This window comes from Comamonas odontotermitis, assembly GCF_020080045.1.
In the GTDB taxonomy this organism is placed as follows: domain Bacteria; phylum Pseudomonadota; class Gammaproteobacteria; order Burkholderiales; family Burkholderiaceae_C; genus Comamonas; species Comamonas odontotermitis.
Genome location: NZ_CP083451.1, coordinates 3,972,916 through 3,987,090, shown reverse-complemented (window position 1 = coordinate 3,987,090; position 14,175 = coordinate 3,972,916). Strand labels below are relative to the sequence as shown.

Sequence of the window (14,175 nt, the reverse complement as noted above, 5' to 3'; positions counted from 1 at the left end):
GCCATGAGCAGCCTTAAAGTGAAAGCAGGCACGAGCCTGTTCGAGCCACGCCTGGTGCGCGATGCCCTGTTCGATGCGATGCGCAAGCTATCGCCGCGCACGCAATGGGCCAATCCGGTGATGTTCGTGGTCTATCTGGGCGCCATCTTGACCACGCTGCTGTGGGTGCAGAATCTGCGTGAGCCCGGCTCCGCTGCAGGCAGCGAAGGCGCCGGTTTTGCGTTGGCGATTGCGCTGTGGCTATGGTTCACGGTGCTGTTCGCCAACTTTGCCGAGGCGCTGGCCGAAGGCCGCAGCCGCGCCCAGGCGGCCAGCTTGCGCAGCATGAAACGCGATACCGTGGCCAAGGCACTGCAGCAGCCACATTTCGGCAGTGCATGGATTCCGGTACGGGCGAGCGAGCTGCGCAAGGGCGCAGTGATTCTGGTGGAGGCCGGAGACACCATCGCTCTGGATGGCACGGTGATCGAAGGCGTTGCCTCGGTGGATGAAAGCGCGATTACTGGTGAATCGGCACCCGTGATCCGCGAGGCGGGCGGCGACTTTTCATCAGTAACGGGTGGCACACGCGTGCTGTCGGACTGGCTGGTGGCGGAAATCACGGTCAACCCTGGTGAATCCTTCCTGGATCGCATGATCTCCATGGTCGAATCGGCCAAACGTCAGAAGACACCCAATGAACTGGCGCTGACCATTCTGCTCGTGGGTCTGACTCTGGTCTTCCTGCTGGTGATCGTCACGCTGTGGCCGTTCTCGGCCTTTGCCGTGGCGCAGGCGGGTTCAGGCACGGTGGTTGGCATGGCTGTGCTGGTGGCATTGCTGGTTTGCCTGATTCCTACCACCATTGGCGGGCTGCTGTCGGCCATTGGCGTTGCCGGCATGAGCCGCATGATGCAGGCCAATGTAATCGCCACTTCGGGCCGTGCCGTGGAGGCTGCAGGCGATGTGGATGTGCTGCTGCTGGACAAGACCGGCACCATCACCTTGGGGAATCGCCAGGCGAGTGAATTCTTGCCTGCGCCGGGTGTGTCGGTGCAGCAGTTGGCTGAAGCCGCGCAACTGGCATCGATAGCCGATGAAACCCCCGAAGGCCGCAGCGTTGTGGCTTTGGCCCGAGAGCGCCATGGCGTTGCCGAACGCAACGCCCAGGACCTTGCAGCCGAATTTGTGCCCTTTACCGCGCAGACGCGCATGAGCGGCGTGGATCTTTCCACGCCAGAAGGTGCGCGCCAACTGCGCAAGGGCGCCTTTGATGCGGTACGGCAGCACGTGGAGGCTCTGGGCGGCAGCCTGCCTGCCGGTGTGCAGCAGGCGGTGGACAATGTGTCGCGCAAGGGCAGCACACCGCTGGTGGTGGCCGATGGCGCCCGTGTGCTGGGCGTCATCGAGCTCAAGGACATCGTCAAGCCCGGCATGCGCGAGCGTTTTGCCGAACTGCGCCGCATGGGCATCCAGACGGTGATGGTGACGGGCGACAACCCGCTTACCGCGGCCGCCATTGCCGCCGAGGCGGGCGTGGATGACTACCTGGCCGAGGCCCGGCCCGAGGACAAACTACGTCTGATCCGCTCGCACCAGGCGGCTGGCCGCCTTGTGGCCATGACGGGCGACGGCACCAACGATGCGCCAGCCCTGGCGCAGGCCGATGTGGCAGTCGCCATGAACAGCGGTACGCAGGCTGCCAAGGAAGCTGGCAACATGGTGGATCTGGACAGCAACCCCACCAAGCTCATCGAAGTGGTGGAAACCGGCAAGCAGATGCTGATGACGCGCGGCGCGCTCACCACCTTCAGCATCGCCAACGACGTGGCCAAGTATTTCGCCATCATTCCGGCGGCTTTCGTGGGCACTTACCCCCAATTGGCGTCCCTCAATGTGATGCAACTGCACAGCGCCGACTCGGCCATCCTGAGTGCGGTGATCTTCAATGCCCTGATCATCATTGCCCTGGTGCCGCTGGCCCTGCGCGGTGTGCGCTACCAGGCCGTGGGGGCGGCGGTGCTGCTGCGGCGGAACATGCTGGTCTACGGGGTGGGCGGGCTGATCGTGCCGTTCGTGGGCATCAAGATCATCGATATGTTGCTGACGGCTCTGGGGCTGGTATGAGCCTGGCGCTGAAAACACCGACAATGCCAAGACGATGGCGGTAAGCACCAACAATACTCCGGCGCCACCAGCGCGTCCAGACCCGGACGCGCTGGTGGCGCAGCTGCATGCCGAGCAGCAGCAGGCTGCACGCGGAAAGCTGCGCATCTACTTTGGCTCCAATGCCGGTGTGGGAAAGACCTATGCCATGCTGGCGGCCGCACAGCGCGAGCGGCATGCGGGCCGCTCCATCCTGGTGGGCCTCGTGGAAACGCATGGAAGGGCCGAGACAGAACAGCAATTGCACGGTCTGGAGCAACTGTCGCGCCGCCATCTGCCCTACCAGGGGCGGCAATTGACCGAGTTCGATCTTGACGCCGCGCTGCTGCGCCACCCCGAGGTGCTGCTGCTCGACGAGCTGGCGCACAGCAATGTGCCGGGGGCACGCCATCCCAAGCGTTGTCAGGATGTGGAGGAACTGCTCGCCGCAGGCATCGATGTCTGGACCACGCTCAACGTGCAGCACCTGGAAAGCCTCAACGATGTGGTGGGCGGCATCGTGGGCATCAAGGTGCATGAGACTGTGCCCGACCAGGTTTTTGACAACGCCGATGAGGTGATCGTCGTCGACATTCCGCCCGAGGAGCTGCTCAAGCGCCTCAAGGCAGGCAAGGTCTACCCGCTGGAGCAGGCCGAGCGCGCCTCGCACAACTTCTTTCGTCTGGGCAATCTGCTGGCCCTGCGTGAGCTGGCGTTGCGGCGCACGGCCGACCGTGTTGACGAGGACATGCGCGACTACCGGCGCGAGCGCGCCATCGGTGAAGTCTGGCCCGCCCGTGAACGATTGCTTGTCGGTGTGGGCGGCCATGCGGGCGATGATGCGCTGGTGCGTCAGGTAGCGCGGCTGGCGCGGCGGCTGGAAGCCGACTGGATGGTGGTCTATGTGGATGCCCCCGAGCGCCAGCACCGGCCGCGCCGCGCGCAGGAGGGAGTGCTCAAAACATTGGCGCTGGCCGCGCGCTTGGGCGCTGACACGGCCACGATCCCCGGCGCCGACGTGGCCCAGGCGCTGGTGGCCTTTGCCCATGAGCGCAATGCCAGCCATCTGGTGCTCGCACGCGTACAGCGCCGCGTCTCCCGCTGGCTGCCGTGGGCAGCGGCCAGCCTGCCCGAGCAGATTGCGCGGCTGGACCCGGGGCTGGACGTGCTGGTGCTGTCTCCGCCTGTCCCCAAGAACGGGAGCGCCGTGCGCAAGCCGGTGCATGAGCGCAAGCCGGTGGCATGGCTCGGTTACGCCGGAGCCACCCTGGCTTGCGTGGCCGCCGCCGTGGTGGCAGAGCTGCTGCTGCAGGTGTTCGATCCGGCCAACGTGGTCATGCTCTTCCTGCTGGTGGTGGTGCTGTCGTCCTTGCGCTGGGGGCGGGGGCCGGGTGCCTGGGCTGCGCTGCTGTCGGTGCTGCTGTTTGATTTCTACTTTGTGCCGCCGCGCAATTCGTTCAGCGTCAATGACACGCAGTACATCTTCACCTTCTGCCTGATGCTGGGCGTGGCCCTGGTCTGCGGCCAGCTCATGGCGCGGTTGCGCCACGAGGCGCGTGTGGCGGCAGAGCGGGAGCGGCGCGCCGGGGCGCTGGCCCGGTTGGCGCGCGACCTGTCAGGCGCGCTCACGCAGGAGCAAGTGGCGCAGATTGCGCTCACCACGGTGTCGGGCGTGTTCGATGCACAGACAGGTCTGCAATTGCCCGATGCGCAGGAAAGCCTGCATGCCGTTGCCGGTAGCGAAGGCCCCATGGATGCCAGCATTGCGCGCTGGAGCATGGAGCACGGCCAGCCTGCGGGGCAGGGCACTGACACCCTGCCCGCATCGCCCGCGCTGTATGTGCCGCTGATGGCGCCGGTGCGCGCGCGCGGTGTACTGGTGCTGCACTTGCGCAGGCCGCAGCGGCTTCATGTGCCGGAAGAGCGCCGCCTGCTGGATGCCTGTGCGAGCCAGATTGCACTGGCGCTCGAACGCGTGCACTTCGTCGAGGTGGCGCAGGAGACCCAGGTGGCCATGGAAGGCGAGCGGCTGCGCAACACCTTGCTCTCAGCGGTGTCGCACGATCTGCGTACGCCGCTGACCGGTATTCTGGGCGCAGCCCAAGCCGCCCTGCCACGGGTGCCACCGGGTGCGGCGGCAGACATGCTGATGCAGATTCGCAACCAGGCCGAGGCATTGCAGCAACTGGTGGATAACCTGCTGACCATGGCGCGCCTGCAGCAGGGCGGCGTGCATCTCAAGCGCGAATGGCTGCCCGCCGAAGAGCTGGTGGGCAGTGCACTGCGGCAGATGCACGGTCGCCTGGCCGGGCATGTGGTGCGCACCGATCTGCCAGCAGGCCTGCCGCTGCTGCATGTGGATGCGGTGCTGATGGAACGTGTGCTGGTCAACCTGCTGGACAACGCTGCCAAATACACGCCGCCCGGCACGACATTGACGCTGGCCTGCCATGTGGAGCAGGATGCAAAGGGCATCGATCATTGTCTCCTTACGCTACAGGATGATGGGCCAGGACTGCCAGCACACCTGGATGCGGCACTGTTGTTTGAGCCGTTCACGCGTGGCGTGGTCGAGTCCTCCGTCTCCGGCATGGGCCTGGGTCTCACGCTGGCGCAGCGCATCGTGGAAGCCCATGGCGGGAAGCTGGAACTTGCGTCGGCCAATCCAGGGCCGGGTACCATCTTTACCATTCGCCTGTCCGTGCCTGAGCAACCGGCTTTGGACGATTGAAACGGCTTTCCCCATGACTGTTGCAGCCCACCGCGTACTATTGATTGAAGATGACCTGGCAATACGCCGCTTTATCCGCCTGGCCCTGGAGGACGAAGGCTGGCAGGTGTTCGAGGCGGAGACGGCACGGCGTGGCCTGATCGAGGCCGCGAGCCGTCAGCCCGATGTGGTGGTCTTGGACCTGGGCCTGCCCGATGCCGATGGCAAGAGTGTGATTGCCCAACTGCGCAGCTGGAGCCCTCTGCCGGTGCTGGTGCTGTCGGCCCGGGACCGCGAAGAGGAAAAGGTAGCCGCCCTCGACACCGGCGCTGATGATTACCTGACCAAACCCTTCGGTGTGCCGGAACTGCTCGCGCGGCTGCGCGTGCTGCTGCGCCGCCGCCAGCAGATGCCTGCCGACACAGCGCCTTCCAGCCGCGCACGCTTTGGCGAGGTGACGGTCGATCTGGCCACGCACGAAGTCAGCCGGGGATCGGAGGTCGTGCACCTCACGCCCATCGAGTTCCGACTGCTGGCTGCACTGATCGCGGGCCAGGGCCGCGTGCTGACGCACCGCCAACTGCTGCTGCAGGTGTGGGGGCCGGAATACCTGGATAGGCCCCATTACCTGCGCGTGCACATGGCCAACCTGCGCCAGAAGATCGAGGCCGACCCGGCCCAGCCCCGGCACCTGCAGACGGAGTTGCAGGTGGGTTACCGCCTCGTGGGGCTGGCGGCGGCTTAGAGCCGCTTCAGAACCCGTTTAACCCATCATTTTTTGCAGCGCCATGGCCGTCGCATACATGCCAAGGCCAAAGACGGCATGGGTGACGATGCTGTGCAAGCGTGCAATCCAGGGCCGGGGCGCGCGGCTGGCCGCCACACCCATGCCCATGCCCGGCTGCATGATGAAGAATGGAAACACCACGGTTGCCACACCAAAAGCCAGTGCAGGCCACAAGGTGGGTGCGCTCAGCCATGCCATACCCTCCAGGGCCACAAGGGTCAGGGCAAACACCAGGCCGATGAGGTAATGCACGGTCCAACCCACGGCGGCCTCGTGTGCCCTGGGTTTTGCAGCGGGGATCGGCACTTGCGCGGGGCGGGTCTCTGGCAGATAGAGCAGCCAGCGCCCGACCAGTGCGTAATTGAGTGCAGGGGTGCCGAACAGGCGCTTGCGCAGCAGGGCCCAGAGGTCGGTGATGGCGGTGGCGCCCAGGCCCACTGCCAGGGTCTGGACCAGGATATGAGAGAGGGAAACAGGGTTGTCAATGTGCATATGGCTTGCCTTGTCGGAAGAAAACACCCACTATGCAAATTGAAGTCAACTTCAAGTCAACCACGCATGCTCATCGATATCGGCGAGGTGGCGCGCCGCTCGGGTCTTACCGCTGCCACCCTGCGTTACTACGAGGCCCAGGGCCTGATTTCCTCCTGCGCGCGGCATGGCCTGCGCCGCCAGTACCAGCCCCAGGTGCTGCAGCAACTGGCCATGATTGCGCTGGGCCGCACGGCGGGTTTCTCGCTGGCCGAAATTCGGCAGATGTTCGGTGACGACGGCACGCTGGAAGTGGACCGGCAGGCGCTTGCCAGCAAGGCCGATGAGCTGGACCGCTCCATACGCCGGCTGACCACGCTGCGCGAAGGCCTGCGCCATGCCGCCCAGTGCCCCGCGCCTCGCCATATGGATTGCCCGAAATTTCAGCGGATTCTGCTTGCGGCTTCCCGCCCGGCTCCCAAACGGGCTTGAGACCTGCTGCAGCGCAGAAGATGCGGCGGCGTTTATAATGACGCGCTATCCGAGGAGCGTTGCAGCGTCCCCATCAGGCGGGGCGTGAGGCTCGGATCCCCTATCGCAACGACGCTCACCCACGCTTTCTGTGCGGTGAGATGGTGTATCTCCTTCTGCCGTAGAACGTGGTTTTTCATTCATTTTTTGGAGAAAACCATGAACGCTGCTGTTCGTTTCAACCCCGCTGATTCCGCGATTGCCGACATTTCCCTGGCCGATTGGGGCCGCAAGGAAATCAAGATCGCCGAAACCGAAATGCCAGGCCTGATGGCCATCCGCGAAGAGTTCGCTGCGGCCCAGCCTCTCAAGGGCGCCCGCATCACCGGCTCGCTGCACATGACGATCCAGACCGCCGTGCTGATCGAAACGCTCAAGGCACTGGGCGCCGATGTGCGCTGGGCTTCGTGCAACATCTTCTCCACGCAGGACCACGCCGCTGCCGCCATTGCCGCGACCGGCACGCCCGTCTTCGCCATCAAGGGCGAATCGCTCAAGGACTACTGGGATTACACCCACGCTATCTTTGAATTCGGCGACAAGGGCGCCGAAGGCGAAGGCCCGAACATGATCCTGGACGATGGCGGCGATGCCACCATGCTGATGCACCTGGGCAAGAAGGCCGAGAAGGACCTGTCCGTGCTGGCCAACCCCACGAGCGAAGAAGAAAAGATCGTTTTTGCCGCCATCAAGGCCAAGCTGGCTGTCGATGCCTCCTGGTACAGCCGCAAGTCGGCCCAGATCATGGGCGTGACCGAGGAAACCACCACCGGCGTGCACCGTTTGAACGAAATGTCGGCCAAGGGCACCTTGCTGTTCCGCGCGATCAATGTGAACGATTCGGTGACCAAGTCCAAGTTCGACAACCTGTACGGCTGCCGTGAATCGCTGGTGGACGGCATCAAGCGTGCCACCGACGTGATGATCGCCGGCAAGGTAGCCTGCGTGGCTGGCTATGGCGATGTGGGCAAGGGCTCGGCCCAGGCGCTGCGTGCGCTGTCGGCCCAGGTGTGGGTGACCGAGATCGACCCGATCAACGCCCTGCAAGCTGCCATGGAAGGCTACAAGGTCGTGACCATGGAATACGCCGCCGACAAGGCCGACATCTTTGTGACCACCACTGGCAACAAGGACATCATCCGCCACGAGCACATGGTTGCGATGAAGGACCAGGCCATCGTCTGCAACATCGGTCACTTCGACAACGAAATCGACGTTGCCTCGATCGAGAAGTACCAGTGGGAAGAAGTCAAGCCACAGGTCGACCAGATCACCTTCCCCGATGGCAAGAAGATCACCCTGCTGGCCAAGGGCCGCCTGGTGAACCTGGGCTGCGCCACGGGCCACCCCAGCTTTGTGATGTCGTCTTCGTTCGCGAACCAGACCATCGCCCAGATCGAGCTGTTCACCAAGCCCGAAGCCTATGAAGTGGGCAAGGTCTACGTGCTGCCCAAGATTCTGGACGAAAAGGTGGCACGCCTGCACCTCAAGAAGGTGGGCGCGATGCTGACCGAGCTGACCGATGACCAGGCTTCCTATATCGGCGTGAAGAAGGAAGGCCCTTACAAGCCTGAAACTTACCGCTATTGAGCTTCAGGCTGCGTCGCACCGCTCTTTTAAATAAAGAGAAAGACGGTGCAAAAATCATAGCTGTTGGCGCTTATTTAGAGCTGGTTGTAGATGAAAATCTATCCATGATTGGCTTTGAGTATGCGCCAATGGCTATCAAAATGAGAGAGGATTGCGCATGCGCGCTGATGTGTTTTTGGTGGATGCGGGCCTCGCATCAACGCGCTCGCAGGCGCAGCGATTGATTGCGTCTGGCGTGCAGTGGCGCACCACGGTGCTGGCGCCATGGATCAAGGTTGCCAAGAATGGCGACGAGATTCCTGCGGGCGCTGAAGTGCAATTGCTGGATGCATCGGAAGCCAAGTACATCTCGCGCGGTGGTCTCAAGCTTGAAGGCGCGCTGGCAGCCACCGGCATTGCGGTCAAAGACCTGCGCTGTCTTGATGTGGGCCAGAGCACCGGTGGCTTTACCGACTGCCTGCTGCAGGCAGGCGCTGCCCAGGTCATCGGCATTGATGTAGGGCAAGGTCAGTTGCATGAGCGGCTGCGTAGCGACGCACGCGTGGTCTGCGTCGAAGGTTTCAATGCCCGTTCGCTGACTCCGGAATCACTGCAGGCGGCGTGCGATGAAGCCCTTTGCGAAATCGTCGAAGAGGAAGAGGACAACGACACCCAGCCTGTAGCGCCCTATGCATGGATGCGCAATGGCGGCCAGGTGAGCGACGACTACGACGACAGTGACGACGCCAAGGAGCAGGAGATAGAAAACTTCAAGGCCGAGCGCAGCGCCAAGGCGCGAGCCCGGCTTGAGGGAACGGCGCCTGTGGAGCGCCGCCGCAGGCCGGGTACCGAAAATGTGGACATCACGCCCGCTTTCGACGTGGTGACTGGCGATGTGTCGTTCATTTCGCTCACGCTGGTGCTGCCCGCTGTGGCCCGTGTGCTCAAACCCCACGGCCAGTTGTTGATGTTGGTCAAGCCTCAGTTCGAGTTGCAGCCCGGCCAGATCGGCAAGGGCGGCATTGTGCGCGACAAGGCCTTGTATGCCGAGGTCGAGCAGCGCATCCGCGACTGCCTTACGGACCAGGGCCTCACGGTCAGGCAGTGGCTGGATTCGCCCATTGAAGGCGGTGATGGCAACCACGAATTTTTTGTGCATGCCCAGCAAGGCGCACAGATCAAGGCGCCAGTAGATGCTGATACCAGTACCGATGCGGCGGAGACGGGTGAGTCCAAGCCGGCGGTCAAGAAGGCAGCAAAACGCCCGTCACGTGCTGACATGCGCGCCAAGCGTGAGAAACAGGAACTGTATGAGGACCCCGAAGTGGCCAGTTTTGGTCAGCCCGGCCCCGCGCGTTCCAAGCAGAAGAAGCGCAACGAGCGCTGATCAACCATACCAATGAGACCAAGAGCAGGACGGCCATGACATTCCCCATCAGCTTTGAATTTTTCCCGCCCAAGACGCCCGAGGGCGCGCAGAAGCTGCGCGGCGTGCGCCAGGAGCTGTATGCACGAAAGCCACAGTTCTGCTCCGTCACCTACGGTGCAGGTGGCTCCACGCAGGAAGGCACTTTTGGCGTGGTCAAGGCGATCCTGGAAGAAGGCGTGGATGCCGCATCGCACTTCTCCTGCGTGGGTGCCACCAAGGCCAGCGTGCGCGAGCAGTTGCAGCAACTCAAGGACATGGGCGTTAAGCGCCTGGTGGCATTGCGCGGCGACCTGCCCAGCGGCTATGGCCTGGGCGGCGAGTTTCACTATGCCAGCGATCTGGTGGCATTTATCAGACAGGAATTCGGCAAGGATTTCTACATCGAAGTGGCAGCCTACCCGGAAATGCATCCGCAGTCGCGCAGCCCCGAGGCCGACCTGCAGGCCTTCATCACCAAGGTGAAAGCGGGCGCTGATTCGGCCATCACGCAGTACTTTTTCAATGCCGATGCGTTTTGCAGATTTCAAGAAGATTTACAAAAACGCGGTGTCGACGTTCCGGTCATCCCGGGTATTATGCCGATCACCGGATCGACGCAGCTGATGCGTTTTTCCGATGCCTGTGGCGCAGAAATCCCCCGCTGGATCCGTCTGCGTCTGCAAGGCTTTGGCGATGATGTTGCCAGCATCCGCTCCTTCGGGCTGGATGTGGTGGCTCAGATGTGCGAAGACCTGCGCCGCAGAGGAGCGGTGGGCCTGCACTTTTACACGATGAACCAAAGCGCCGCCACACTGGCGATCTGTGACCGCCTGGGGCTGTAAGCGCCACTGCCTCGGCCCGCAGCGCAGTGGCTACAAGCGCTGCATGCCGAGGGAGTTGCCGTTGCCACCATTGTTACCATCCATTCCGCCCACCTGCCGCCGCCTGCTGGCCGCAATGGGCGCGGCGCTGCTGGTCAATGGCTGTGTGCATGCGCCGGTGGATGGTGATGGCAACACACAAGCTGCGGCTGATACCGCATCTGCTGCAACACAGCAGGCGACTGCGGACGCAACCGCTCCGGCATCTTCTGCGTCGGCAAGCCCTGCACCGCCCGCTCTGCCGGATTCGGCCAAACCTGCCGATACATCTAGCCCGAGCGTCGATGCCGCTGCGGCCTCTCCGGCGCCCGACAGCGCAGGGGATCGCTCGGCCGGACTTTTTGACGAACGACGGGGCCTGGGCCTGGCGCTGCCGCCGTCAGGGCAGTTGGGCAGCAGCGACAGCCGTTCGCGGCGCTGGGATGTTCCCGATATTCCAGACACCTTGAAGCAGGACCCCTACCGCTCCAGTGATCAGCAGGGCATGGCCTCCTGGTATGGCGGCCAGTTTCACGGACGCAAAACCGCCAATGGCGAGCGGTTTGACAAGGAAGGTTTCACCGCAGCCCACAAAACCCTGCCGTTTGGCACGCAGATCTGCGTGCGCAGCATGGTCACCGGCAAAACGGTAGTGGTGCGTGTCAACGACCGCGGACCCTACTCGGGCGATCGCATCATCGATCTCAGCCAGGGGGCTGCGCAGGAGTTGGGCATGCTCGGGCTGGGTATCAAGCCGGTGGAGCTGTGGACGCTGGACGATGATGCAGAACGCTGCCCGTCCTTTGTAACGGCCGGTGGCCGCAATGGCGGGCGTCTGGCCGCGCCTGCGCGCCACACGGGGCAGGGCAAATCCACCGTGGCGCGAGACAGAAACACGGGCCGCGTGAAGGCAACCGTTCCCGCCCGGGCCAGCAAACCCGTGCCCGCCAAGACGGCGGCGCAAAAGCGCCGCTAAAAACAATAGCGGTCAGCGCTCAGCTGTCGCTAACTGGCGCGGTATTTGACCCGATATCAGTGGCCGCCGCTCTCGAGTGTGTACCCGGCGTTGCTGTCCTGCTGCAGCAACTCTGCCATCTGGGGCAAGGCTTGCTTCAACTGGTCTTGCAGCACATAGGGTGGGTTGATGATGAACATGCCGCTGGCAGGCAGACCGGGCCGCTTTTCTTCACCCTGGCGCATGGCTGCGGTGATCTTGCTGGACTTGACCGTCAGTTCGGCATTCAGCCAGCTCTTGCCTGCCTTGTTGGCCAAGGTCTTGAGACGGCGCGGCAGATCGTGCGCTTCCTGGCGCGGGATGATCGGGTACCAGACGGCGTAGGTGCCGGTGGGAAAGCGCACCAGGCTGTCCGCCACCATGTCCTGCACGCGGCCGTAGTCGCTCTTCAATTCATAGCTGGGATCGCACAGCACCAGCGCGCGACGCGACGGTGGCGGCAGAAACTTCTTGACGCCGTCAAAGCTGTCTTCCATCAGCACCTGTACCTGCCGGCCCGCTTTGAGCTGGGCGATGTTGCCCGAGAGCGAACGGAAGTCCGTGGGGTGCAGCTCAAACAGCTTGAGCTTGTCGTGCTCGCGCAGCAGACGCTGCGTGATGAAGGGCGAGCCCGGGTAGACCTTGACCGTGGTGCTGTGGTTGAAGGCGGCCACCATGTCCACATAGTCCTGGAGCAGCGGGCACAGGTTTTCTGCACCCTCCAGGCGAAAGATGCCTTCATTCGATTCGGCACTGGTGGTGGCGTAGTCGCCATCCAGCCGGTACAGCCCTGCACCGGCATGGGTGTCCAGTACCGCCAGCGCAGCGTCCTTTTGCGTGAGGTATTGCAAGATGGCAATCAGGGTCGTGTGCTTGAGCACATCGGCGTGATTGCCGGCATGGAAGGCGTGGCGGTAACTGAACATAGGGCGCCAATGGTAGCGATCTTGGAGGCTGCAACCGCGCCAAAGGGGCATGTTGATCCCCAAAACCCCTGGTCTGCAACGTGAATGGGTACTTTACGGCCGCAGCCAAAGCTTTTATAATGGAGGGCTTCGCAGCGATTTATGGGTCCCGCGGCGAAGCATGGCCGTCTTGTGCAGACATCTGCGCGAGCCAGCCATATCCCCGCCTAAGAGGCTTCCTGTACCGGCAATCCATAGGGCTGCCGGTATCAAGAAGAAGCACCGACCGCGGAAAAGGGCCTGCCAAACCCTCTATTGAAAGAGAAATCTCATGTCTACATTCAGCGCAAAACCCGCTGAGGTGCAACACGAGTGGTTTGTGATTGACGCCACCGATAAGGTGCTCGGACGTGTCGCCAGCGAAGTGGCACTCCGTCTGCGCGGCAAGCACAAGGCCATTTACACACCTCACGTTGACACCGGTGACTACATCGTCATCATCAACGCTTCCAAGCTCAAGGTCACTGGTACCAAGAACACGGACAAGGTGTACTACCGTCACTCGGGTTTCCCTGGCGGCATCACGGCAACCAATTTCCGTGACCTGCAAGCCAAGTTCCCTGGCCGTGCTCTGGAGAAGGCTGTCAAGGGCATGCTGCCCAAGGGTCCTCTGGGCTACGCCATGATCAAGAAGCTGAAGGTCTACGGTGGTGCTGAGCATCCTCACACCGCTCAACAGCCTAAAGTGCTGGATATCTAAGGAGTCTTGAGATGATTGGTGATTGGAACAATGGCACCGGCCGTCGCAAGTCTAGCGTCGCCCGTGTGTTTCTGAAGAAGGGCTCCGGCAAGATCACTGTGAATGGCAAAGACATTCAGCAGTACTTCGGCCGTGAAACCTCCATCATGATCGCAAAGCAGCCTCTGGTGCTGACCGGCAATGTCGAAGCTTTCGACATTCAGGTCAATGTGCACGGCGGCGGTGAATCCGGCCAGGCCGGTGCTACCCGCCACGGCATCACCCGCGCTCTGATCGACTACGATGCAGCACTGAAGCCACAGCTGAGCCAAGCCGGCTATGTGACCCGTGATGCACGTGAAGTCGAGCGTAAGAAGGTCGGTCTGCGTTCTGCACGCCGCGCAAAGCAGTTCTCCAAGCGTTAATTGCTGGCTACTTGCCTCGAAAAACCGTCCCTCGGGACGGTTTTTTTATGGCCGCCCCATTGCGCTGTGGCTTGCATTTCAGCGGCCCGGCCCAGGCGGCAGCTTGCGTGGCCCAATTCCCACACTGCAATTGGCGTCACCCCCTCGCGCTGCAGCGCCAGACGACTGATTGCGGTACCATCCTTTCCAATTACCAAATATTGACTGGAGTCGCCTCCCATGAGCGAAGTTGCTGAAACCTCTGTGGCAGAAATGCCCGCCCCCATCGTCTTCACCGACAGTGCAGCGGCCAAGGTGGCTGACCTGATTGCCGAAGAAGGCAACCCCGATCTGAAGCTGCGCGTGTTCGTGCAAGGCGGCGGCTGCTCGGGATTCCAGTATGGCTTTACCTTTGATGAAATCGCCAATGACGACGACACCACCATGACCAAGAATGGTGTGTCGCTGCTGATCGACGCGATGAGCTACCAGTACCTGCTGGGTGCCGAGATCGACTACAAGGAAGACCTGCAGGGCGCGCAGTTCGTGATCAAGAACCCGAACGCCACCACCACCTGCGGCTGCGGCTCAAGCTTCTCGGTATAAGCCACACGCTGCCCATGCAGGAAGGCGCCACACCACACACAGCCTTCCCTTCATCATCGACCAAGCC

General features: G+C 62.6%; 13 protein-coding genes and 1 riboswitch. Of the genes, 11 read left to right on the top strand and 2 right to left on the bottom strand.

Annotation, left to right across the window (positions count from 1 at the left end):
- The first annotated feature begins 3 nt into the window (after positions 1-3).
- From kdpB to LAD35_RS18315, 3 genes are read left to right on the top strand one after another with little or no spacing between them, the layout of a single operon-like run.
- On the top strand, positions 4-2,106 hold the full coding sequence (gene kdpB, locus LAD35_RS18325; RefSeq protein WP_224150378.1) for a potassium-transporting ATPase subunit KdpB: 2,103 nt from the start codon (positions 4-6) through the stop codon (positions 2,104-2,106).
- A 34-nt stretch (positions 2,107-2,140) separates the two neighbouring features.
- Positions 2,141-4,855 carry a sensor histidine kinase gene (locus tag LAD35_RS18320; protein WP_224150377.1) on the top strand — a complete coding sequence of 905 codons (2,715 nt, stop codon included), beginning with the start codon at positions 2,141-2,143 and terminating at the stop codon, positions 4,853-4,855.
- A gap of 13 nt (positions 4,856-4,868) precedes the next feature.
- Positions 4,869-5,579: a response regulator gene (locus tag LAD35_RS18315; protein WP_224150376.1), complete on the top strand. Its 711-nt coding sequence runs from the start codon at positions 4,869-4,871 to the stop codon at positions 5,577-5,579.
- Between the two features lie 18 nt (positions 5,580-5,597).
- On the opposite strand, the gene LAD35_RS18310 is transcribed toward LAD35_RS18315, so the two are convergent.
- On the bottom strand, positions 5,598-6,113 hold the full coding sequence (locus LAD35_RS18310) for a DUF2938 domain-containing protein (RefSeq protein WP_224150375.1): 516 nt from the start codon (positions 6,111-6,113) through the stop codon (positions 5,598-5,600).
- 66 nt (positions 6,114-6,179) lie between these two features.
- Here LAD35_RS18310 and LAD35_RS18305 point away from each other — a divergent pair, with 66 nt between their 5' ends.
- The 5 genes from LAD35_RS18305 to LAD35_RS22455 all read left to right on the top strand — a co-directional run bounded on the left by LAD35_RS18305 (position 6,180) and on the right by LAD35_RS22455 (position 11,436).
- Positions 6,180-6,584, top strand: a complete 405-nt coding sequence (locus LAD35_RS18305) for a helix-turn-helix domain-containing protein (protein WP_224150374.1) — start codon at positions 6,180-6,182, stop codon at positions 6,582-6,584.
- A 45-nt stretch (positions 6,585-6,629) separates the two neighbouring features.
- Positions 6,630-6,708, top strand: a riboswitch (S-adenosyl-L-homocysteine riboswitch).
- A gap of 74 nt (positions 6,709-6,782) precedes the next feature.
- Positions 6,783-8,213, top strand: a complete 1,431-nt coding sequence (gene ahcY, locus LAD35_RS18300) for an adenosylhomocysteinase (protein WP_224150373.1) — start codon at positions 6,783-6,785, stop codon at positions 8,211-8,213.
- 157 nt (positions 8,214-8,370) lie between these two features.
- Complete coding sequence (locus LAD35_RS18295) at positions 8,371-9,579, top strand: TlyA family RNA methyltransferase (protein ID WP_224150372.1); 1,209 nt, start codon at positions 8,371-8,373, stop codon at positions 9,577-9,579.
- A gap of 35 nt (positions 9,580-9,614) precedes the next feature.
- Positions 9,615-10,442: a methylenetetrahydrofolate reductase [NAD(P)H] gene (gene metF / locus LAD35_RS18290; protein ID WP_224150371.1), complete on the top strand. Its 828-nt coding sequence runs from the start codon at positions 9,615-9,617 to the stop codon at positions 10,440-10,442.
- Between the two features lie 61 nt (positions 10,443-10,503).
- Entirely contained in the window at positions 10,504-11,436 is a 933-nt protein-coding gene (locus tag LAD35_RS22455) for a septal ring lytic transglycosylase RlpA family protein (RefSeq protein WP_377780054.1), read from the top strand.
- 56 nt (positions 11,437-11,492) lie between these two features.
- Here the strand turns inward: LAD35_RS22455 and LAD35_RS18280 are convergent, their stop codons facing one another.
- Positions 11,493-12,380 (bottom strand): 23S rRNA (adenine(2030)-N(6))-methyltransferase RlmJ, encoded by an 888-nt coding sequence (locus LAD35_RS18280; RefSeq protein ID WP_224150370.1) that lies wholly within the window; start codon positions 12,378-12,380, stop codon positions 11,493-11,495.
- A gap of 310 nt (positions 12,381-12,690) precedes the next feature.
- On the opposite strand from LAD35_RS18280, the gene rplM reads away from it, so the two are divergent.
- From rplM to erpA, 3 genes are all read left to right on the top strand, one after another.
- A complete protein-coding gene (rplM, locus tag LAD35_RS18275) occupies positions 12,691-13,119 on the top strand; it encodes a 50S ribosomal protein L13 (RefSeq protein WP_224150369.1) in 429 nt (142 codons plus the stop codon).
- A gap of 11 nt (positions 13,120-13,130) precedes the next feature.
- On the top strand, positions 13,131-13,523 hold the full coding sequence (rpsI, locus tag LAD35_RS18270) for a 30S ribosomal protein S9 (RefSeq protein WP_184711245.1): 393 nt from the start codon (positions 13,131-13,133) through the stop codon (positions 13,521-13,523).
- Positions 13,524-13,742: 219 nt separating this feature from the next.
- A complete protein-coding gene (erpA, locus tag LAD35_RS18265) occupies positions 13,743-14,108 on the top strand; it encodes an iron-sulfur cluster insertion protein ErpA (RefSeq protein WP_184711243.1) in 366 nt (121 codons plus the stop codon).
- The last annotated feature ends 67 nt before the right edge of the window (positions 14,109-14,175 follow it).